Raw genomic sequence first — 20,943 nt, forward strand, 5'->3', positions numbered from 1 at the left:
TGTTTGATTTACAACCGCAAACATCATATTTTTGATTTATAAATAATACTTTATAATTTTAATGGTATACATAAACAATTTTTATGCATTACACTTTGCACCAGCTGCACGTCTTCCTGAAAATCACACAGACAAAGAGCATCACGAAGGCTGCAGAAGAGCTGCACCTGTCGCAACCAGCGGTATCGATCCAGCTGAAAAACCTGCAGGAGCAGTTTGACATTCCTCTCACCGAGATCATCGGCAGGAAGCTGCATGTCACTGATTTTGGGAAGGAGTTGGCCGTAGCGGCAGAGAAAATACTAAACGAGGTACATGCCATCAACTTCAAAACGCTCGCGCATAAAGGGCTCCTTTCGGGCAGGCTGAAGCTGTCGGTGGTATCGACTGGCAAGTATGTGATGCCTTATTTCCTTTCCGGTTTTCTGAAGCAGCACGAGGGAGTGGAGCTGGTAATGGATGTGACCAACAAGTCGAAAGTGCTGGAGTGCCTCGAGAACAATGAAACAGACTTTGCCTTGGTATCCATTCTGCCGGAGCACCTGAAGGTGGACTATGTAGAGCTGATGCAGAACAGGCTACACTTGGTAGGGCGCGAGCTGCCGCAAAACGGTGGTGAGCCCCACGGTATTGAGGTGTTTAAAAGTCTTCCATTAATCTATAGAGAGCCGGGCTCCGGTACGCGCCTCACCATGGAGCGTTTTATCTCCAGCAACAAAGTAAGTGTTAAGAAAAAGATAGAACTGACTTCTAACGAAGCGGTGAAACAGGCGCTGTTGGCTGGGCTGGGCTATTCCATCATGCCGCTGATCGGGATCAAGAACGAGCTCAACCAGAAAGACCTGCAGATTATACCTGTGGATGGTCTGCCACTGATAACCTCCTGGAACCTGATCTGGCTGCAAAACAAAAGTTTCTCACCTGTGGCCGAGGCATACCTTTCTTACATACAGCAGGAGAAAAGCAGTATCATTCAGCAGCACTTTGACTGGGTTGGCAAGTATAAAGATTAGTATCCTGCGGCAGGTAATGCTTTACCAGCATGTTAAACGCCGCTACCTGCTCCTGTTGCCATGCTTCGTCACGGTTCAGTTCCCGGGCCAGCACAGCTGCTACGGCGGGGGCTACATCTATAGCAGCGCTGGTGTCGAGAAACAACAACCGAAGCCGGCGGGCCAGCACATCTTCCACAGTGCGGGCCATCTCGTGACGCGCGGCCCAAACTACTTCGGCCAAGGTATAGCCAAAATCAGGGTGCAGCTTTTGGGCCAATTCAGGTGCGTACTGCATCAGATCCTGCAAAGCTGCTGCATCACTGCCATACCTGGCAAGTTCTGATGGGACATTTGCCACAGGTATACCTGATGCAGGTATAGCCCCGTGAATGGGCAGCTTTTCGGTGCGACAAGGTATAGCTGGCAGGCTTGCAACCCGAATGGCTGCATCTACCGTGTCTTCGGCCATTTGCCGGTAGGTCGTCCATTTGCCGCCTGTTATGGTGATAAGACCTGACGATGCTATCAGCAATTTATGACTTCGGGAGATCTCTTTGGTATTCCCTGTTTCACTGTCGGGAGCGGCCAGGGGGCGCAGCCCTGCAAATACGCTCCGAACATCCTGTCGTGTCGGGGGCTTTTGCAGATATTGCCCGGCAGTCTGCAGGATGAAGTTGATCTCGGCTTCCAGTGCCACGGGCTCCAGGCTTAGTTCCTGTAGGGGGGTGTCGGTTGTGCCGACCAGTACGTAGCCCTGCCAAGGTATAGCGAATAGCACGCGACCGTCGGGGGTCTTGGGAATCATCAGGGCCGTGTCGCCTGGCAGGAAGGATTTATCTAACACTACATGCACACCCTGGCTGGGCATGACAAGCGGTTTCTGAGTAGGCTGATCGAGCTGCAGGATGTCGTCTACATATACGCCTGTGGCATTTACAACTACTTTGGCCCGCAAGGTATAGGCTTGTCCATTTTCCAGGTCCAGTGCCTCCACACCGCTTACTTTCCCGTTTGATTCTTTGGTCAGACCAGTTACCCGTACGTAGCTAAGCACCGTACCGCCTTGCTCGGCGCAAGTTTGGACGATGTTCAAGGCCAGGCGGGCATCGTCGAACTGTCCGTCGTAGTACACAATGCCGCCTTTCAGGTTCTCGGTCTTAATATTCGGCATGCGTTCGAGTACCGTTTTATAGTTCCACCAGGTAGTGCGGCCCAGGCTATACCTGCCAGCCAGAAAATCATACATAGTCAGGCCGGTGCCGTAGAAAAAGCGCTGCCACCAGGTATAGCAAAGGATGACAAAAGGCTGCACCGACACCACATGCGGGGCATTTCGCAACAACAGTCCCCGCTCCCGAAGCGCTTCGAACACTAGCCGAATGTTGCCTTGTGCCAGATAGCGCACCCCGCCGTGCACCAGCTTGGTGCTCCGGCTCGACGTACCCTTGGCAAAATCCGACTGCTCCAGCAAAAGTGTTTTATACCCACGCGAAGCAGCATCCAGGGCAGTTCCCAAACCTGTGGAGCCACCGCCAATAACCAGCACGTCCCACTCGGATACTTCAGTTAGCTGCCGTAGCATGGCCTTGCGGGTAAAGGGAACAACTGCCATAGGCGGTTTCAGGTATAGCGTGGGTTTGGTGATCGCTTTGTGAATGATAGCTTAAGGTAGTGCTTTTTACTGATAAATTCATGTGGATTTTTCTCTTCGAAGGATGTGACGGAAGCTAAAAAATCGCTAACATTATACCGCTTACAAATCTTACCATGAACTACCTTTACTCACGTTTCCGCTTCCGTGTTTTTGCATTTTTGTCCGCTTTGTTGTTTGGCTTTTCGTCCTGTGTGCAGGAGGGCAAAACCGCCGAAACGCAATCGCCCACTGAAGCCGCTATACCTGCGTCCCCCGAAAATACCGATGCTGCTCTGCCTGCACCTGACAGTCTATACCTACAAGCGGCGGCAACTACCCAATCACAGTCGGCTATACCTACCAGCAACACGCAGGCTACGGCTGTAGCAGCCACCTCCATCGCCGATGCCGAAACCATCATCGCCCGCAAACAGGTGCCTATCTTGTGCTACCACCAGGTGCGCGACTGGCGTGAAAAAGACTCCAAGCAGGCCAAAGATTATATCATCCCGGAAGATCGCTTCAAAGACCATATCAAAATGCTGGCTGACAGCGGCTACCAGACAGTGCTTCCTGACCAGCTGCTGGCCTATCTCACCACCGGCACCCCTCTGCCCGAAAAACCCGTCATGCTTACCTTCGACGATACCAGCATCGGACAATACACCGTGGCCGCCCCCGAACTCGAAAAGTATGGTTTCAAGGGCGTGTTCTTCATCATGACCGTATCGCTGGGCAGGCCCAACTACATGACCAAGGCACAGGTAAAGGAACTCTCGGACAAGGGGCACGTGATTGGTTCGCATACCTGGGATCATCAGAATGTAAAAAAATACCAGGGACAAGACTGGGTGACGCAGGTAGAAAAGCCGTCGCGACAGCTACAGGAAATCACGGGTAAACCGATCGAGTATTTCGCCTACCCCTTCGGACTCTGGAACCCGGAGGCTATACCTGAACTGAAAGAGCGTGGTATGGTAGCGGCTTTCCAACTGGCTGGCAAACGTGACCCGCAAGATCCGCTGCACTCGATCAGGCGAATTATTGCGAGCGGCTATTGGAGTGCACCATCGATGCACAGAGCTATGAAGAACAGTTTTTAACTCATAACTCGCCTGGTCACAAGCAACCCTACTCCTCTCTCTTCAGTTTGATAGTATGCCATACTTACTCACATAATGCAAACAGACGAGAAACAAATCAGGGAGATGGTCGCGCAGCTGGACCAGTTGCACCAGGACGCCCTTGTGCTGGACAAAAAGTTTGACGGCGCTATCAAAAGCGTGCATCCGTCTTTCCGAAAAAGTGCCCGGAACTTACTGCATTATCTTTCCTTGCGGCAGCATGATATCCGTCAGTTGCAAGAGAGCTTGTCCCGTATGGGCCTGTCGTCACTGGGTCGCGCCGAAGGGCATGTACTGGCCAGTCTACAGGCGGTACATGACATGCTCTGCCAATTGCGTGATTGCGCTCCCATCAAAAGACCTGTCGCAGTTTCCTTTACTGAGAGCAAAGCGCTACTGGATAGGCACACAGACGAATTACTGGGAACTGCACCTCAAAAGCGCAGTACCCGGATCATGGTCACGTTCTCCACTGACCTGGCCCACGATCACGAGCTGGTCAAGCGTATGTTACTGGCCGGTATGGACTGTGCCCGCATCAACTGTGCCCACGATAATGAAAAGGTATGGGAAGCCATGGTGGATTCCATCCGCAAAGCTGAAGCGGAAACAGGTCGAAGCTGCAAGATCCTGATGGACTTGATGGGGCCGAAATTGCGCACGGGTCCGCTCAAGCCAGGACCCGCTTTGTTGCCCATCCGCCCGATACAGAACGAACTGGGCCAGCTTGTGTCGCCGGCAAAGGTATGGCTCGCACCAGCCGGTGTGGAAAGCGAAGTTCCTATAGATGCCAGTCTGCCGCTCGACGAAGCCTGGGTAGCACAGTTGCAACAGGGCGACAAGCTCAAATTCAAGGACACACGTGGCCGCAAACGCACTTTGACTGTGATGCAGCGCAAAGAAAAAGGCGTATTGGCGCATCTTTTCAAGACGTCATACATCGAAACAGGCACAGAACTAACCATCAATAAACAGAGCGCCCTGAATCGAGCGGCCAAAGTAGGAAAACTTCCAGCCAGTGAGGTCCCCATCTACCTGCGCAAAGACGACTTACTGGTACTCACTAAAGAGCAAACTCCAGGTGAACCTGCTTTGTACGATGCCGAAGGCCACATCGTGAAGCCTGCCCACATTGCCTGCACCCTGCCGGAAGTGTTCGACCGCGTAAAGACAGGCCACCCGATCTTGTTTGACGACGGCAAAATTGCGGGTGTAATCATGGAAGCGGGAAATGACGCCTTACTCGTAAAAATTACTGAAGCCAAAGAATCAGGTAGCCGTCTGCTGTACGACAAAGGCATCAACCTACCCGAGACCAAGCTGAATTTGGAAGGCCTCACGAAGCAGGACCGTAAAAACCTGGCTTTTGTGGTAAAGTATGCCGATGCCGTCAGTTTGTCATTTGTGAACCAGCCTGAGATGATTGAGGCGTTGCACAAGGAGTTGAAGCGCTTGCAGGCTCCGGAGCTGGGCATTATGCTGAAAATCGAGACCAAAGAAGGTTTCCGGAACCTCCCCCGCCTATTGCTCACCGTTATGAAGACCCATCCTGCCGGCGTCATGATTGCGCGTGGCGACCTGGCCGTAGAATGTGGTTGGCAACGGTTAGCGGAGGTGCAGGAAGAGATCTTGTGGCTCTGTGAAGCAGCGCATATACCTGTAGTATGGGCCACACAGGTACTGGAGTCGCTCTCCAAAAAGGGGCGTCCGTCACGTGCCGAAATCACTGATGCGGCCATGTCGCAACGGGCTGATTGCGTGATGCTCAATAAAGGACCCTATGTGCTGCGAGCTATTGAGCTACTCGACGACATCTTGAAACGAATGCAGGAACATCAGCACAAGAAAACATCTATGTTGCGCTTACTGCACGTTTCGGAACTCGAAATGCCCACTAACGAAGCAGTAGATTAAACGCTTACAGGTATGGCCACCATCTGGTTATACCTGCTGCTAACCATTCAGGCTATTCAAGATACAAGCATCCTGTTTAGAACACTTATATTTAGATTGAAATACAAATTCAACTTCATCAGGACCACCTTAACAAGATCATAATGAACCATCACCGTATCTAGTAAAAGTCAGGATACGATTTCTCAACCGCACTCGTCTTTACATTTCTAACCTGGCGCAACATGATCATGAAACAGGCCCTGGCGCTTCTAATTTGTTCTTTTCTATACCTTTGCACAGCCCCCTATACCTTGGCGAACACCTATTACCTCAGTTCCAAAGGCGACGATGCCAACCTGGGCACTTCGCGTGCTTCAGCCTGGCGCACTATTGCCAAAGCAAACAGCCACAGGTATAACCCAGGTGATACGCTCTTACTGGAAGGTGGCTATACCTTCGCGGGTGGCCTGTATTTTCATCAGGGTAATTTCCAGGGCAAAGGCACTCCCTTAGTCATCAGTTCTTTTGGAAATGGCCGCGCCACGATCGACGCTGACTCCAGCTATGGGTTTTATGCGCACAATGTAGCAGGTATAGAAATCCGCAACCTGAACTTCAAAGGTAATGGCCCTGACCACAATGACAACAACGGCATCCTGTTTTACAATGACCTGCCCGGCGACGTTAAGCTGCCGCATATTGTGATCGATCAGGTAGATGTGTCAAGATTCCGAAAATCAGGTATATCGATCGGGGCTTGGAGTGGCAATAGTGGTTTTGAGAATGTGCGCATCACCCGCACTGTCGTACACAATATTGGTTCTGAAGGCATCAACACCTGGGGGGAATTCGACCAGAACAAAACAGGTTATGCACACCGAAATGTGTACATCGGTCATTGCCACGTGTACCAGGTATACGGCCTGTCGTTGCCGGACAAGCATAGCGGCAGCGGTATTGTGCTCTCGGATGTGGATGGGGGTACCATCGAGCACAGTGTGGTGCACAGCTCCGGCATGGGCAATACGCACTGTGGCGGTCCAGTCGGTATTTGGGCTTGGGATGCCAACAACATCATTATCCAATACAACGAAGCCTACAACATCAGTGCGGGCAGCGGCTGTGATGGCGGCGGCTTTGACCTGGACGGCGGCGTGACAAACTCTGTGCTGCAATACAACTACTCCCATGACAATGACGGAGCGGGCTTCCTGATCGCACAGTTTGAGTGGGCACGTCCGATGTTTAACAACATCATCAGGTACAACATCTCGGAGAATGACGGAAGAAAAAACGACTACAAAGGCATCACACTCTGGGTAGCTGAACAAAATCATAACGGTGGTAATCGAGACTTGCTCGTGTATAACAATACTGTATTCGCTGACCAAAGTATAGCGGCAACGGGGGGTGGTGTGCTTTTCAAAAGTGGTCAGCACCACAACGTACGCTTCTTCAACAATATCTTCTACACCCGCAACGGCGCCCCGTTGATAGTCGCCACAGACACGGCCGCGCTTGATGTGCGTTTTCAAAACAATGCATATTACAATGAGAACAATACCTATACCTTCCAGTGGGGCGAGCATCGCTATACCTCCTTACAGGACTTCCGATCCGCTACAGGTCAGGAAAAGAACGATAACCAGCCAACTGGTATAGTTGCTAACCCTGAATTATCCTCACCAGGCACAGCTGGCACTCTCGGCTATCCATTAAACTTACAAGCCCTGCGCGAAAAATATAGCCTCCTCAAAAAGTCCCCGCTGATTGGCCAAGGTATAGCAGTGCCGCTTCCTCCACCTTTCTCTCCTGCTTCAAATGACATCCTGGGCAACACGATCCACCCGGTCGCTGCGCCTGACATTGGAGCTGTCGCTGATACCCGACCGAAGTGGTTACAATGGTTAAGGGGGCTATTCAAAAGCTCAGACAGTTGAAATCCTGGGAAACTGAAGAATTCAGAACTTAATGGTGAACAGAGAAATCTTGAAAAGGAAAATGAATATACCGGCAATTCTATGTATCTTTCTTGTACAAGCTTTTTATAAGTTTTGTGTATACCTAAAGTCAGCTTATGAAATCCTTCAACTTATTGGGCATTATTGCTGTGGCCTTAGCTATAGCGGGGCTCGTCATAAATATTGGTCACTTTTCCGATAACAAATACATTGGCTGGGCTTTTATTGGTGCTGGCTTAGCTTTGGCCATTATCAGTATGTGGGTGAATATTCGGAAGCATAAGCGATAATTTCAATAAGTTATGTTCAAATCAACTGTTACATATTCACTCCTTTTACTTTTCATTTTAGGAACCTGTACACAGTGTAGCACCAGCAGACAAAGATTACTGAAGCAACAGTACAGAACAATCTACATTGAGCAGTTTAAACTGACTTATTTTAAAAAGTTATTACAGGCAGGCTTCAACAACTCTGCCGCCGTTAACACACTGATTGAATTTGACAGTAGCGGTTTTACAGAGCCAGTATTGTCCATGGAAGACTACCGCCTGATCGAACGAATGGTGGAATCTGATAATCAACAGATGAAAGCAGATTCGGTCGGCAGAAAAGGGCAGGTTGCGGAGGGAGCGGAAGGCAAGCATGTGTTTAGTTATATACTTCAAAAACTGGAAGGTAAATGGCTGGATAGCTTGGCCGAACAGCGCTACAAACAATCAGCATTCCGCCATACTCATACACAGTGGAATATGCTTTTCATGCCCTGACAATTATATAATAGAGCGCATCTGAAGCTTCGAATTACTCATCCGCTGAAATTAGACCATATTATCATCAACAATGTCATTCAGTACACAACCCACATTAGAAAACGACAAAGCCATCCTTTATCCTTTGCAGGAAAGTGATTTTGAAGCATTGTATGCAGTAGCATCTGATCCTAAAATATGGGAGCAGCACCCCAACAATGACCGCTGGAAGAAAGATGTTTTCCGGATTTTTTTTGATGGTGCTATGAAGAGCAAGGGCGCCTTTAAGATTGTGGATAAGGCAACCGGCAATATCGCTGGCAGCATCCGTATGTACGATTACAATGCACAAGACAATAGCATCCTGATCGGCTATACCTTCTATGCCACAGCGTATTGGGGTACAGGGATTAACCATGCAGTAAAAGCACTCTTATTGGACTACCTATTCCAACACGTGACAGAGGTATACTTTCATATCGGCGCAAACAACATTCGTTCACAGGTAGCGATTGGCCGCTTGGGTGCCGAAAAGGTTTCTGAACAACAGGTGGCTTATTTCGGAGAGTTACCAAAATTAAATTACGTATATAAGATCGCAAAGGAAGACTGGATCGCCAGAAAACAAGTTACATCCTGAGCGGAATTTGTTATCTGAAGCTTGTTCCATTTGGTGTGTTATACTGACCACCACATGTATGTAAACACCCTGTTATGAAAAAACTTATCTTCTCTTTCCTCTTCGCCGCTAGCAGCCTACAGGCCTTTGCGCAGCAAGAACTCATCCACCCAAAAGAACAGCAAAAGCAAGTGATCGTGCAGCAACCACAGCCTTACATTGAGGTTGATGGCAAGCAGGTAGAGAAAGCAAGTCTGGCACTGATAGCGGCCAGGCACATTGAAAGCGCTGAAGTACTGAAAGATGAACAGGCGACAAGTAAATTTGGCGACAAAGCTAAAAACGGAGCGGTCCTCATCAAGACAAACCCAACAGCATCATGGGCTACTTTAGAGGATATTTATACCAAATACGATATACCTGCCGCTCAGCAAAACCTAAGAGTGATCATCAACAATCAATTAGTTAAAGACACGAGCCTGATTTTGGCTAATCTGGAACAGATCGAAAAAGTAGAAATTAAAAAACAGGATGTAATGGCCCCTGTACGCTGGAGCTTAAACGACGAAGAAGAATTTCTACACATCATCTCAAAACCCCAACCTAAGTATTAAACTAACATGGACGGCACCAAACGCAGTAACATCAAGATAGGATCGCATGTAAACATCGTGCTCAAAGAAGACCAGCGCACCGGCTACTTGACAGAGGGTTACGTAGAAGCCATTCTCACCAATTCGCCTAACCACCCGCATGGTATCAAAGTCAGGCTAGAGACAGGGGAAGTCGGCAGGGTGAAAGAAGTTTTGGAAGAAGATTAAACGGCCTTGTCTTTTTGAACACGCCTGAGACGCAGGTTGAAGGGGGTGAGCGAAACTCTGAGAAATCTGGAAGTAAAGATTTAATATAACCAGATTTCTCACTAGCGTTCGAAATGACAATTATAGAATTTTTTCAGGCTTATAAAATCCCTTCATCAGCAAAGCTATAATAGTCATTGTCCGTGAAGATGATGTGATCTAGGATGGGCAGGTCCAGGAACTGTCCGGCTTCTTTCATTTTTTTGGTGAGGGCGATATCGGCGGCGCTCGGCTTGATGTTACCGCTGGGGTGGTTGTGCACCAGTATGATGGAGCTTGCCAGCTGCTCGATGGCTTTCTTGAAGATCATTTTCGGATCGGCTACTGTGCCGGCCACGCCTCCACTGCTAATACTTTCTTTTTTCATTACCACGTTGGCGCGGTTCAGCAGAATCACCCAGAACTCTTCGTGCGGCAGATCCAGGAGTTGAGGCTTGATGTAGTTGTAGATGTCAGTAGAGCAGGTAATGCGGGTTTTAGCGGCGGCAGCGGTATCTTTGCGGCGGCGCCCTAGTTCGAGCGCACTTACAATTGAGATGGCTTTGGCTTCGCCTATACCTTTTATTTTAGTCAGGTCTTTTACTGTCAGTTTGGCCAATTCGTTCAGGTCGTTGCCCACGGCTGCCAGTATAAGCTTGGCTACGTCTACAGCAGTCAGTTTTGGGGTGCCAGAGCCGATCAAGATGGCAATCAGCTCGGCATCGCTTAGGGCAGACTTGCCTTTGAGCAGGAGTTTCTCGCGGGGGCGGTCTTCTTCAGCCCAGGTCTTGATATTGAGGTTGGCGGTGTCGTATGCCAAAAGTGCAGACGTAACTTCTTCTTTCACTGCGGTACAGATTTTGTTAGATAAAAGATTGTTAAGTGAATCTGTTTCACCTGAAAATAGTTCAGAGTATGTGGGCGGTTTGCTTACTTTTTTATCATAATATCCAATTTTAAACAAAAGCTGCTGCGGTGTGTTCCTAAGCAGCTATTACCATACAACATGCAACGATTCTTTTCAATAGGAATAGTCATTTTCATCCTATTCCTGGTGGACTTTTATGTCTTTCAGGCCATCAAAACGGTAAGCCAAAACCTTTCTGCCAGTACACAGCGCATCATTTTCATCCTGCACTGGGCTATTTTTGCGATTACAGTTGGCACATTTGCACTTGCCTCGTTTACACGGGGCACACCTCCCGATGCGTTCAAAACGTACCTGGCCAGCACGCTATTCATCATTTTCGCCTCTAAGCTAGTCGTGGTGCTCTTCCTTTTTGTGGATGATGCCCTACGCCTTGGCAAGCTGGTTTTCAACAACGTAAATAGCGGAGAAACAACTTTTGACCCTTCCCGCAGCAAGTTCCTTAACCAGATGGGCCTGTTGGTGGCGGCTGTGCCGTTCTCGGCTTTTATCTATGGTATGGTAAAAGGCGCCTATGATTACCGCGTCAAAAATATTGTTCTCCGTTTCCCGAATCTGCCAGCGGCTTTTGAGGGCTTCAAGATGCTGCAGATCTCGGATATGCACACGGGTAGCTTTACCTCTACAGAGCCGTTGAAAGAGGCTGTTAAACTTATCAATAAGCAGGAGGCGGATCTGGTGTTTTTCACGGGTGACCTTGTGAACAATGTAGCCACCGAACTGATGCCGCACGTGGATACCCTGAAAGAGATTCGGGCAAAGCAAGGCGTTTTTTCAGTACTTGGCAACCACGACTATGGTGACTATGTGAGCTGGGAGAGCCGTGAAACCAAGGCACAAAACCTGCAGACCCTGATCGAAACACAGCGCCGTATGGGCTGGGATGTGCTCCTGAATGAGAACCGCCTCATCCAAAAAGACGGAGAATATATCTCTGTGTTAGGTGTGGAGAACTGGGGTAACCGAGCCGGATTCCCGAAATACGGTGATCTGACCAAGGCTTACGCCGGAGCAGAAAGCAGTCCGTTTAAGGTGCTGCTTTCGCACGACCCTTCGCATTGGGACGGCGAGATCAACCAGAAGTATGATGACATAGACCTGACTCTTTCGGGTCATACCCATGGCATGCAGTTCGGTGTCAATGTACCTGGCCTGAAATGGAGCCCGGTGCAGTATGTGTACGAACAGTGGGCGGGCCTTTACAAACGAGGCAGACAGCACTTATACGTTAACACAGGCCTTGGCTTTATCGGCTACCCAGGCCGTGTAGGCTTCCTACCCGAAATCACAGTGTTTGAGCTAAGAAAAGCTTAAAACGACCTTATCCAATTCACTCTAAATACAGCGAGCTGACCATAAATGGTCAGCTCGCTGTATTTAGAGCAATACCTGCATATATATTTTGTCATATTAACAGAACAAAAAAACACTTAATCAGACTTCATTATTGCTAATAATATCAAAAATCTACCAGCGCCCAAAAACCATCTCTCAACACACACCAAAGGGGCTTGAAAGATGTTTTCTGAAAGCTAACCACAATCCTCCGCATAAACCTATCATGCCTTTCGTCGTAAAACACTAGGACAAGCAATATTTGTTTTATACTATTTTAGACAAATAAGCTTTGTTTTAGATTTTTAATTTAGAGTATTTGAAAGATGAAAAAGGTATTTTATTCAATAGCTATAGTTAGTGCCATGATGTTTGCTTCTTGTACAGAAGACAGAGGTAAAACGTATGAAACAGCAGACGCTAACCAGGACGAAAATGTAAACCCAAGTCATATCAGAGGCAATGAAACAGCCATGGGCACGACAACCGATATGGCAAACTCTGACGCGGCATGGCGTAACAATTCAGAGCGTATTTCTGGCCAGATGGCAACAGATATGCGTCTCGACACTGCCACTCAGAGCCGAGTACAGCAGGTGCTTTATGACCGAGAGCGTCGATTAGGAGAATTAGAGTACAACTACAATGAAACTAGCCGCATGGGTGGTCAGGTAGCCGAAGAGGTTGACAATATGGCCACTACCGAAAAAGACCGATACGATAGAGATGGAGGCACCATGACCGACACCCGAACCAATATGAACACGAACGCACAAAACAATACCGCTGGTACAACAGGCACTACCGACCTGGATACGGAGCGTGAGCGTATCATGCAGGATACAGACCGTGAGTTGCAGTCTATCCTAACTCAGGAACAGTTTCGCCAGTACTTGGATAAACGTGCCAACTACTGGGGCATGAGCAATGACGGCACTAATCAGCTGGACAACTCTGGTACGATACAGAACCAGAATCAAATGAATAATAATGGCCAGATGAACAACTCTGGTACTAATAGCAATCAGCCTGGCACAAACAGCAGCAACCCGAACTCAGGCACCAATATGAAGAGAAACCAATAGATTTCCTGAACGTATAAATAGTGTTGAAAGCCTGTAGCGCCCGTAGCTACGGGCTTTCGCATTTTAAGCCTGTTTTACGCTAAATTTTAGTAATTTAGCATCATGCCGCTTTGCTACTATTTATTTTGGCAATGGTATACTTTTAAGCCTTTTCTGGCGTATTGACATTAACCCTTTGCCACTGCTAAAGTGGCCGCTGCTGCAACATGCCCCTACTGCGACTGCTACTTATTTCTACCCTGCTATTGGTATGTCTGTTGCCTGCCCAGGCACAGCGCAATATCCGTGTGAGCGGTACCGTGCTCGAACCTGACAAGACCACGCCTATACCTGGTGCGGGCGTCATTCGCTATGGCACTAATTACGGCGTTATCTCCGATGAGGAAGGTAAGTTCCTGATTGATATAGACCAAAGTGATACACTACTGATTCGTGCTGTTGGCTTTAAGTCCCTGCTATACCTCCCCCGCAATCTGCCTGTTTCAGAACTTCGCGTGAACATCGTATTGCAGCCAGACAATGTGATGCTGGGCGAAGTAGAGATCACAAGCCGTCCATCTGAGGAAATGATACAACGGGCGCTGCGTAACATGAAAAAGGAAGAGCCAGAGTATGTAAAGCGCAAAGGCTACCGTCCTGAGTTAGAGCCTGGGCCTCCGCCACCTCCTGTTGCCCCTACACCGCTAAGCCCTATCTCGCTGCTCTATGATATGTTTTCTAAAGAAGGAAAGCAGAACCAGAAACTGCAGCAATTACTCCTGATTCAGGAACTGAAGCGCCGCAGGGAAGAAAAAGAAAATTACAACCGCTTTTTTAAAGATAATACGGGTTTCGAACTAGACCGCTAATAGCTCCTTTCTAGGGTCTGGTTCGGCAAAACAATCCGCAGATGCGTAGGTTAGGGTATAGCCATACATACCTCTATACCTATGAAAATCGGATACCCCTGCATTAACCAGACACTGGACTGCTCTTCGTCCCGCACTTTTCGATTGGCCTCCTATTCTGAGGAGCGACTTATTCAAACAGTGGAGCAGAACCTGAGCTGCCTGCGCCGCATATTGGAGTTCAATGTCGAGAACGGTCTGTTCTTTTTCAGGTTAACCTCTGATCTGGTGCCTTTTGCATCACACCCTATCAACACTTACAACTGGCAGGAACATTTTAAACTAACCTTACGCCGGCTCGGTGATTACATTAAGCGTCACAACCTGCGCATATCCATGCATCCGGACCAGTTTGTAGTGCTCAACTCCCCCAACCCACAGACGGTGCAGAACAGCATTGCCGAACTTGTATACCAGGGCAGCATACTGGATCTGATAGGACTTGACGCCTCAGCAAAGCTACAAATACACGGTGGCGGTGCCTATGGCGATAAAGAGACCGCTCTCCATCGTTTTGCAGAAGTATATCACACCATGTTGCCCGAAGCGGTAAAAGCCCGCCTATGCGTAGAAAATGATGACCGGACCTACAGCCTTACTGACTGCCTGGTGTTGCACGAGCTGACAGGTATGCCCATCATCTTTGACAACCTCCATCACGAATGCATCAACAACGGGGAGTCTATGCGCGAAGCTGTGATGCTGGCTGCTCAAACCTGGCAGCCTGATCGTGATGGCACCCTGATGGTAGACTATAGTGCTCAGTCACCTGGGGAGCGCAAAGGCAAACACGTGCAGAGTATAGGAGAACAGGCTTTTCATGACTTCCTCGTAGAGACGGAGGATATCGACATGGACATCATGCTGGAAATAAAGGACAAGGAAGCCAGTGCCCACAAAGCATTGGCTGTGGCAAAGGCGCTCGGCAGGATATAGCTTAAAACCAGCCCTGCGCCAGTTGGTATACAAAAGCTAATAACTCCCAAATGGCCCAGACCAGCAGGATGAATACCACGATGATGCCGACAATGACACCCAGAATGATATTTTTGCCACTGCCTTGGTACTTACCCTCTTCGTAGTGCTCCCTCAGCATGCGTACATTTCGTTCGTTGGCCTTGAACGCAAAGTCAAAGATATTACCGAGAATGGGGATACTGCCGAAGAGCGCATCCAGCGCCACATTGAGCAGCATCAGAGTAACCATCTTGCCGCTGGCACCATAACGGGCCATGGTGAGGATAAGCATTGCAGACACACTAAAAGATGCCAGGTCACCCACTACCGGAAAAAGACCAAGCACAGGATCCAACCCAAATCGCCAGTTCGTTCCTGGAAAGCGGAACTGGTTGTCCATCAAGTGCGTGATTCTGTCAACCCACTTCAGGTTTTCGGTACGGGGAGTACGGGTATAGTGCGTGTTCGCTGTTTCCATAGCTGCCTATACGTAGGCAGCCAATGATAAGGTATAACAAAAAAAGGTGCTGCACGAGACCAGCCTAAGCCAGGTCGCATGCAGCACCTCCGTTTTGAGTTTTGAGTTCGCCTATTGGACTGGCTCAGGGTTCATCACTACTTTGATGTAATTATTCATCTTCAGATAGCTCTTGGCTGCCTTACTGATATCTTTAGAGTTGAGCTTTTCCACTAACGCCAGCTTGTCATTGATGGCTGCAGGTTGCTCACCGTAGTAATAAGCGCTTTCGAGTGAGCTTAGCCAGGCACGGTTTTCACGCATATTGGTCTCGATGCTGCGTCTGTCAGCCTCTTTTACCTTGTTGAGATCGGCTTCAATCGCACCGCTTTTCTGAAGCTTCTGAATCTCTTCGAAAGTAGCCGCTACCAGTTTATCAACGTTTTCGGGAGCACAGGTGAAGCTGATATTGAAGGCGTAGTTCTGATAAGGCACACGGCTTGCGCTGGCTGACACACTAGTGCCGTACACGCCGCCTATATCCTCACGCAGCTTCTCTGTCAACCTGATTTTCATAACTTCGGATAGGGCAGCCAGGTGGTAGCTTTTCTCTTTACTGTACTTGGTCTGGTCACGGAAGCTGATCATCACATTGCTTTTCTGGTCAGTACCTTTCACCAAGTCTTTGGTCACAACACCTTTTGGCGCACGCTTGCCTACATCTTTGAAACTCTCTTTACGGTTTTTGGTCGGCAGACTAGCAAGGTAAGTTTGCAGCATTGGCTTCATTTGCTCTACATCGAAGTTACCTACAAACACAAAAGTGAAGTCGCTGGCATCGCTGAAGCGGTCATTGTATATTTCATAAGCCCGATCCAGGTTTATTTTCTGAAGCTGCTCTACTGTAGGTATACCTCCGCCACGCAAGTGGTCTTGTGTCATGATGCGCGAAACCTGATCAGAGAAGTAGTTCTGCGGGCTAGCCATCAGGTTAGGCAAGATGCCGTTGTACTGCGTCAGGAATGCCTGGAAGTCCTGCTCGTTCTTGCGTGGCGCCGTGAACTTCAGGTAGGTAAGCTGCAGCATGGTTTCCAGGTCTTTTGGCGTCGCCATACCTGAAAGTCCTTCGCGCAGTTCTGAAATAAAAGCGTTCACATTGGCACTCTTACCAGCCATTAATTTGCGCAGATCTACCGCCGACATATCCTTCACACCGCTGCGTGACACGATTTCGGAAGTAAAAGAAGCGGTATAGTAATCATCATCATTATAAAGGGAGTGACCACCGTGGCTGTAAGCCGACATCAGGATCTCGTTGTCTTTGAAATCGGTTGGTTTAAGCACAACACGCACTCCGTTGGAGAGCGTTAGTTCTGTCACACCCAACTTCTCGATCTTACTCTCTTTGGTGATCGTACCTGCCTTTGGCGTTCCTTCCATCAGAGCGGTAGCGGTCATCTTGTCTTCGTAAGGCTGCAGATCGGCCGTAGAGGCTTCTTTCAGAATGGCTAGAATCTCGGCTTCTGACGGCAGCTTCACAGTTTCCTTATCCGGTGCTGTGATCACCACGACACGATTTTCATCCGTCATCCACTGAGTAGCCAGTTGATTCACTTCTGCAAGCGATATACCCTCCAGGTGCTTTTTGATAAACTCGAACTGGAACTCTATACCTGTGGCCGGCATGTTGTCGAGGAAGTTGGCTACGTATTGGTTCACGTATACGCCCGAATTGGTTTTGCTGCGCTCGTTGTAAGCTCGCTCGTACGAGGCCAGCATCTGGGTTTTATAACGGTTGAATTCCGACTCTGTAAAACCATGACGCATCACGCGCTCGTTTTCCTCGGCCACTGTTTTCAGTCCGCGTACCACTCCGCTTTCGTTTGTGGTCACATAAGACGAGTAAGCATCTTTAGAGCTCAAGCCCTGCAAGGAGGTATATGCTGTGCTGGCAAACAGGAAAGGTGCATCGGCCTGCTGCTGTAGTTCGCTCAGGCGCTGGTTCAGCATGCCGTTGTACATGTCGCGGGCCAGTTTGTTGCGCATATCACCCAGCGTCTTCAGCTTCTGAGCGTCTTTCTTATAATGCAATTGTACGCCGGGCATGGTGGCCTCTTTGTCACGCACAACTTTCACTAAGGTCTCTTTGTGGTTTGGAATTTCAAAGCTTTTGCGCTCTTTCGGGTTGGCGGCTGCCTTATACTTGCCAAAGCTCGTTTTGATCTTCTGCTCCATCGCATCCACGTCGATATCGCCTACTACGACGACTGCCATCAGATCAGGCCGATACCAGTCTTTGTAGAAACGACGGATCTCTTCGTGTTTGAAGGTCTTGAGCACTTCATCAGTGCCGATTGGCAGACGTTGCGCATACTTGGAGTCTTTGAAAAGCACCGGGAAGTATTGGTAAGCCATGCGCATACCTGCCTCTTGCCGTGAACGCTTCTCTTCCACGATCACACCACGCTCCTTGTCGATCTCTTCTCCTTCGAAGGTCACATTGAAGGCCCAGTCTTCCAGTATCAGCAAGCTTCTGTCAATGATCTCTGGCTTGTCGGTGGGTATAGGCAGGATGTATACCGTCTCGTCGAAACCGGTATAGGCATTCAGGTGCGCTCCAAACTTCACCCCTACAGACTGCAGGTAGTTTATGAGCTCATTCTTCTTGAAGTTCTTGGTCCCGTTGAAGGCCATGTGCTCTGTGAAGTGAGCCAATCCCTGCTGGCTGTCATCTTCCAGAATGGAACCCGCGTTAACGGCAAGTCGCAACTCGGCACGTTTCTCGGGCGTTCCGTTTTTCTGGATGTAATAGGTCAGGCCATTGGCTAACTTACCGGTACGCACATTCGGGTTGAGCGGAATAGGTTGATTCAGTTCCGCTACTGCTGACGTTACCGGCTTCTGAGCCAGTACAACCTGCTCTACGGACGTACCTAGCAAGATGGCTGTCAGGGCCAGGGTGTAAAACTTTTTGTTCATCTAAAGTTTTTAAAATTAAGGTTGTTGTTCATTGCCTGGAAAAGGCTGCACGTATTTATCCTACACAGTGCATTGAAGGATATGTCTTAAATATAGTCTTTTTACTTTTCATAACACAGGATATTTATACCTAATAAGGTATTCTATATACAAATCAGACTATTCTCACGACCAATACTTACTGAAACTCGCTCAAATAAAAAGGCAGGCCCGAAACCGAACCTGCCTATACCTGAGCAGCAGCGCATTGAATTACAGCTGCTTAGTTCTTGCCACCCTTTCCTTTACCAGGGTTTCCTTTGCCTTGATTGCCTTTTCCGCCTTTATGGTGATTGCCATGGCCGGGCTTACCTTTTGGGGCAGCCTGCTTGACGGTGGTATTGTTGTTATTCACAATAATCACGGTATCGCCTTTCTTGCCCTGCTTGTGCTTAGTGTGGCCCGGATTGGTTGTGCGTGGGTGATGCGGGTTGTTTGTGTTCTTAGTCCAGCCTTTTTTGTAGCCCTTGTGATGCCCGGCTTTGCTGTCTTTGATGATGACTACCTGACCGGTATTGCTGTTTTTCTTACGGGATGAAGTACACGACGCCATAGTAGCGACAGATAGTACAACCAAAAGAAGAAGTCTAAGGCTTTGCATTTGAAGTGTATATTATAGTTGTGGGAAATAAAATGTATTTGGCAGGTACAAATGTATGTATTCAGTCGATTACCTAACCATGCTTGTGACTGTATTTAATGCAATTGTTTTAAAAACTAAAGTATCCATGGCTTCCGTCCTATAAAATTAATTTATCACTTCGACGTCTCAGCATCAACTTAGCAAAAGCCACCTTCGTACTAATCCAAGTGCCAACCTCCTGGCATGTTAAACTTGAGAAGCCATGCTGAACAGACTATATGGGGTGCTGCTGCTGACCCTACTCGTCCTCGCCCTTTTCTCGTCCTGCGACGACAACCATGCGCAAGCTGTAGATGCGCCGGTTGAGGCCCCTGCTACTGCCGCTAACACAACAATCTTGCCAAATACTATATAGTACATACCTATACTTTGGCTATACCTGCAGCTAACTGGCAGGTCACCCATACCTATAAAACAGCAGGAGGAGCCTCTTACGGGGCTCCTCCTGCTGTTTTATAGCGCTCAAAAAATTACTTCGTACGTACCTTATGGCCGACAATAGCGAAGTATAGAATAAACAGGTAGCAAGGCACCATTATCCAATAAGCCTGCTGCGAGTTGATTGCATCAGACAGCGCACCGTATACGAGCGGCAGTATGGCACCACCTGCTATACCCATGATCAGGAAAGAGGATCCGATCTTGGTGAAGCGGCCAAGGTCAGCCAAAGCAAGCGGCCAGATGGCAGGCCACATAAGCGCGTTGGCAAAGCCCAGCAGTGCGATAGAAAGTACGGAGAAGTAGCCTTCTGTCATGATAGCCGAGATCGTAAACAGCACACCCAGTACAGCGGATACTTGAAGCGCCTTTTCCTGACGGATAAACTTAGGTATAGCCGCGATGCCAATCAGGTAACCGACAATCATCGCGATCAGGGTAACGGATGTAAAGAACTTAGCTTCCGTAAAGGGTATACCTTGTCCGTAGGCGGCATAACTGATGATCGTGTCACCGGCCATCACCTCCACGCCCACATACAGGAACAGTGCAAAAGCCCCCATCAGCAAATGCGGGAACTGCAGAATACTTGTCTTGTTGGTATTGGCGGCGGCTACAGTTTCGTCTTCCTGATCAGTGTCTACCTCGGGCAGTGACGAGAAGTATATAAGCACTGCCAGCACAATAAGGACTGCTACGATTACCAGGTATGGCGTGATCACTTTAGCAGCCAGGGCGTCCAACTCAACGGCTTTTTCGGCAGCACTCATCGCTCCCAGGCTTTCTACCAAGGCATCAGCATTCGAAAGCACAATAGCCCCCAGCACGATAGGCGCCAGCGATCCGGCCACTTTGTTGAAGATACCCATGATGCTGATGCGCTTGGCGGCACTTTCCAAAGGACCCAGTATGGTTACATAAGGGTTAGATGCTGTCTGGAGCACTGCCAGACCTGTGCCCTGTACAAAGAGCCCCAGCAGGAACAGTTCGTAAATACGCGTCATAGCCGCTGGTACAAAAATAGCGGCACCCACTGCCATGATCAGCAAGCCAACCGACATACCTTTCTTGAAGCCCGTTTTCTTGAGCAACCAGGCCGAAGGAATCGCCATCACCAGGTAGGAAATGTAAAAGGCAAAGGCTACCAGGTAAGACTGGAAGTCATTTAGCTCGCAGGCGATCTTTAGGTATGGGATCAGCACGGAGTTCAGCCAGGTAACGAAGCCGAAGATGAAGAACAGTGCACCGATGATGATGATCGAGCGCATGTACCCACCAGAAGCATTCTCCTGCCCGGTCTTGTTGTTTGTGGAAGGGGCTACTTTAGTCATGTTTAGTTAAGGTATGGATAAGGTGCAAAACTATTTCGGGTCAAC

At 48.8% G+C, this 20,943-nt stretch carries 20 protein-coding genes; 14 read left to right on the forward strand and 6 right to left on the reverse strand.

The genetic code is table 11. The annotated features are described in order from the left end of the window. Positions 1-83 precede the first annotated feature (83 nt). Complete coding sequence (locus AC5FX6_RS12255) at positions 84-1,013, forward strand: LysR family transcriptional regulator (RefSeq protein ID WP_493597341.1); 930 nt, start codon at positions 84-86, stop codon at positions 1,011-1,013. Here AC5FX6_RS12255 and AC5FX6_RS12260 read toward each other — a convergent pair. Then, entirely contained in the window at positions 970-2,607 is a 1,638-nt protein-coding gene (locus tag AC5FX6_RS12260; protein ID WP_493597342.1) for a glycerol-3-phosphate dehydrogenase/oxidase, read from the reverse strand. The two genes, AC5FX6_RS12255 and AC5FX6_RS12260, sit on opposite strands and share 44 nt — an antisense overlap. 155 nt (positions 2,608-2,762) lie before the next feature. Between AC5FX6_RS12260 and AC5FX6_RS12265 the strand changes: the two genes are divergently transcribed. The 8 genes from AC5FX6_RS12265 to AC5FX6_RS12300 all read left to right on the forward strand — a co-directional run bounded on the left by AC5FX6_RS12265 (position 2,763) and on the right by AC5FX6_RS12300 (position 9,801). Beyond that, positions 2,763-3,731, forward strand: coding sequence for a polysaccharide deacetylase family protein (locus AC5FX6_RS12265; RefSeq protein ID WP_493597343.1), 969 nt, complete (start codon positions 2,763-2,765; stop codon positions 3,729-3,731). Between the two features lie 75 nt (positions 3,732-3,806). After that, the gene (locus AC5FX6_RS12270; RefSeq protein ID WP_493597344.1) at positions 3,807-5,666 is read left to right on the forward strand and encodes a pyruvate kinase; all 1,860 of its coding nucleotides are present in this window, start codon (positions 3,807-3,809) and stop codon (positions 5,664-5,666) included. Between the two features lie 224 nt (positions 5,667-5,890). Then, positions 5,891-7,588, forward strand: coding sequence for a right-handed parallel beta-helix repeat-containing protein (locus AC5FX6_RS12275; protein WP_493597345.1), 1,698 nt, complete (start codon positions 5,891-5,893; stop codon positions 7,586-7,588). A gap of 137 nt (positions 7,589-7,725) precedes the next feature. Next, on the forward strand, positions 7,726-7,899 hold the full coding sequence (locus tag AC5FX6_RS12280) for a hypothetical protein (protein WP_493597346.1): 174 nt from the start codon (positions 7,726-7,728) through the stop codon (positions 7,897-7,899). Positions 7,900-7,911: 12 nt separating this feature from the next. Then, positions 7,912-8,379, forward strand: a complete 468-nt coding sequence (locus AC5FX6_RS12285) for a hypothetical protein (protein WP_493597347.1) — start codon at positions 7,912-7,914, stop codon at positions 8,377-8,379. Between the two features lie 73 nt (positions 8,380-8,452). Beyond that, positions 8,453-9,001, forward strand: coding sequence for a GNAT family N-acetyltransferase (locus tag AC5FX6_RS12290; protein WP_493597348.1), 549 nt, complete (start codon positions 8,453-8,455; stop codon positions 8,999-9,001). A 74-nt stretch (positions 9,002-9,075) separates the two neighbouring features. Then, the gene (locus tag AC5FX6_RS12295) at positions 9,076-9,594 is read left to right on the forward strand and encodes a hypothetical protein (protein ID WP_493597349.1); all 519 of its coding nucleotides are present in this window, start codon (positions 9,076-9,078) and stop codon (positions 9,592-9,594) included. A gap of 6 nt (positions 9,595-9,600) precedes the next feature. Continuing rightward, the gene (locus AC5FX6_RS12300; RefSeq protein ID WP_493597350.1) at positions 9,601-9,801 is read left to right on the forward strand and encodes a YwbE family protein; all 201 of its coding nucleotides are present in this window, start codon (positions 9,601-9,603) and stop codon (positions 9,799-9,801) included. A gap of 139 nt (positions 9,802-9,940) precedes the next feature. Here the strand turns inward: AC5FX6_RS12300 and radC are convergent, their stop codons facing one another. Further along, positions 9,941-10,666, reverse strand: coding sequence for a RadC family protein (gene radC, locus AC5FX6_RS12305; protein WP_493597351.1), 726 nt, complete (start codon positions 10,664-10,666; stop codon positions 9,941-9,943). 159 nt (positions 10,667-10,825) lie between these two features. On the opposite strand from radC, the gene AC5FX6_RS12310 reads away from it, so the two are divergent. The 4 genes from AC5FX6_RS12310 (at position 10,826) to uvsE (ending at position 14,990) form a co-directional block, all read left to right on the forward strand. Beyond that, a complete protein-coding gene (locus AC5FX6_RS12310) occupies positions 10,826-12,061 on the forward strand; it encodes a metallophosphoesterase (RefSeq protein WP_493597352.1) in 1,236 nt (411 codons plus the stop codon). A 386-nt stretch (positions 12,062-12,447) separates the two neighbouring features. After that, positions 12,448-13,167 (forward strand): hypothetical protein, encoded by a 720-nt coding sequence (locus AC5FX6_RS12315; protein WP_493597353.1) that lies wholly within the window; start codon positions 12,448-12,450, stop codon positions 13,165-13,167. Between the two features lie 206 nt (positions 13,168-13,373). Then, positions 13,374-14,015 carry a carboxypeptidase-like regulatory domain-containing protein gene (locus AC5FX6_RS12320; RefSeq protein ID WP_493597354.1) on the forward strand — a complete coding sequence of 214 codons (642 nt, stop codon included), beginning with the start codon at positions 13,374-13,376 and terminating at the stop codon, positions 14,013-14,015. A gap of 81 nt (positions 14,016-14,096) precedes the next feature. After that, on the forward strand, positions 14,097-14,990 hold the full coding sequence (gene uvsE / locus AC5FX6_RS12325; protein ID WP_493597355.1) for a UV DNA damage repair endonuclease UvsE: 894 nt from the start codon (positions 14,097-14,099) through the stop codon (positions 14,988-14,990). Between the two features lies 1 nt (position 14,991). On the opposite strand, the gene AC5FX6_RS12330 is transcribed toward uvsE, so the two are convergent. The 3 genes from AC5FX6_RS12330 to AC5FX6_RS12340 form a co-directional block, all read right to left on the reverse strand. Further along, the gene (locus AC5FX6_RS12330) at positions 14,992-15,489 is read right to left on the reverse strand and encodes a DUF4112 domain-containing protein (RefSeq protein WP_493597356.1); all 498 of its coding nucleotides are present in this window, start codon (positions 15,487-15,489) and stop codon (positions 14,992-14,994) included. Between the two features lie 111 nt (positions 15,490-15,600). After that, positions 15,601-18,447 (reverse strand): M16 family metallopeptidase, encoded by a 2,847-nt coding sequence (locus tag AC5FX6_RS12335; RefSeq protein WP_493597357.1) that lies wholly within the window; start codon positions 18,445-18,447, stop codon positions 15,601-15,603. Positions 18,448-18,709: 262 nt separating this feature from the next. Continuing rightward, entirely contained in the window at positions 18,710-19,087 is a 378-nt protein-coding gene (locus tag AC5FX6_RS12340) for a hypothetical protein (protein WP_493597358.1), read from the reverse strand. A gap of 244 nt (positions 19,088-19,331) precedes the next feature. Between AC5FX6_RS12340 and AC5FX6_RS12345 the strand changes: the two genes are divergently transcribed. Beyond that, on the forward strand, positions 19,332-19,484 hold the full coding sequence (locus tag AC5FX6_RS12345; protein WP_493597359.1) for a hypothetical protein: 153 nt from the start codon (positions 19,332-19,334) through the stop codon (positions 19,482-19,484). A 115-nt stretch (positions 19,485-19,599) separates the two neighbouring features. Here AC5FX6_RS12345 and AC5FX6_RS12350 read toward each other — a convergent pair whose 3' ends face one another. Next, complete coding sequence (locus AC5FX6_RS12350) at positions 19,600-20,898, reverse strand: sugar MFS transporter (RefSeq protein WP_493597360.1); 1,299 nt, start codon at positions 20,896-20,898, stop codon at positions 19,600-19,602. Positions 20,899-20,943: the final 45 nt, after the last annotated feature.

The sequence above is a fragment of the Pontibacter sp. LHS2 genome (assembly GCF_058932845.1).

What these genes read in the sequence shown, in the direction of transcription:
- AC5FX6_RS12255 (WP_493597341.1), top strand. Translation starts at nt 84, where the DNA reads ATGCATTACACTTTGCACCAGCTGCACGTCTTCCTGAAAATCACACAG.
- AC5FX6_RS12260 (WP_493597342.1), bottom strand. Translation starts at nt 2,607, where the DNA reads ATGGCAGTTGTTCCCTTTACCCGCAAGGCCATGCTACGGCAGCTAACT.
- AC5FX6_RS12265 (WP_493597343.1), top strand. Translation starts at nt 2,763, where the DNA reads ATGAACTACCTTTACTCACGTTTCCGCTTCCGTGTTTTTGCATTTTTG.
- AC5FX6_RS12270 (WP_493597344.1), top strand. Translation starts at nt 3,807, where the DNA reads ATGCAAACAGACGAGAAACAAATCAGGGAGATGGTCGCGCAGCTGGAC.
- AC5FX6_RS12275 (WP_493597345.1), top strand. Translation starts at nt 5,891, where the DNA reads ATGATCATGAAACAGGCCCTGGCGCTTCTAATTTGTTCTTTTCTATAC.
- AC5FX6_RS12280 (WP_493597346.1), top strand. Translation starts at nt 7,726, where the DNA reads ATGAAATCCTTCAACTTATTGGGCATTATTGCTGTGGCCTTAGCTATA.
- AC5FX6_RS12285 (WP_493597347.1), top strand. Translation starts at nt 7,912, where the DNA reads ATGTTCAAATCAACTGTTACATATTCACTCCTTTTACTTTTCATTTTA.
- AC5FX6_RS12290 (WP_493597348.1), top strand. Translation starts at nt 8,453, where the DNA reads ATGTCATTCAGTACACAACCCACATTAGAAAACGACAAAGCCATCCTT.
- AC5FX6_RS12295 (WP_493597349.1), top strand. Translation starts at nt 9,076, where the DNA reads ATGAAAAAACTTATCTTCTCTTTCCTCTTCGCCGCTAGCAGCCTACAG.
- AC5FX6_RS12300 (WP_493597350.1), top strand. Translation starts at nt 9,601, where the DNA reads ATGGACGGCACCAAACGCAGTAACATCAAGATAGGATCGCATGTAAAC.
- AC5FX6_RS12310 (WP_493597352.1), top strand. Translation starts at nt 10,826, where the DNA reads ATGCAACGATTCTTTTCAATAGGAATAGTCATTTTCATCCTATTCCTG.
- AC5FX6_RS12315 (WP_493597353.1), top strand. Translation starts at nt 12,448, where the DNA reads ATGATGTTTGCTTCTTGTACAGAAGACAGAGGTAAAACGTATGAAACA.
- AC5FX6_RS12320 (WP_493597354.1), top strand. Translation starts at nt 13,374, where the DNA reads ATGCCCCTACTGCGACTGCTACTTATTTCTACCCTGCTATTGGTATGT.
- uvsE (WP_493597355.1), top strand. Translation starts at nt 14,097, where the DNA reads ATGAAAATCGGATACCCCTGCATTAACCAGACACTGGACTGCTCTTCG.
- AC5FX6_RS12330 (WP_493597356.1), bottom strand. Translation starts at nt 15,489, where the DNA reads ATGGAAACAGCGAACACGCACTATACCCGTACTCCCCGTACCGAAAAC.
- AC5FX6_RS12335 (WP_493597357.1), bottom strand. Translation starts at nt 18,447, where the DNA reads ATGAACAAAAAGTTTTACACCCTGGCCCTGACAGCCATCTTGCTAGGT.
- AC5FX6_RS12340 (WP_493597358.1), bottom strand. Translation starts at nt 19,087, where the DNA reads ATGCAAAGCCTTAGACTTCTTCTTTTGGTTGTACTATCTGTCGCTACT.
- AC5FX6_RS12345 (WP_493597359.1), top strand. Translation starts at nt 19,332, where the DNA reads ATGCTGAACAGACTATATGGGGTGCTGCTGCTGACCCTACTCGTCCTC.
- AC5FX6_RS12350 (WP_493597360.1), bottom strand. Translation starts at nt 20,898, where the DNA reads ATGACTAAAGTAGCCCCTTCCACAAACAACAAGACCGGGCAGGAGAAT.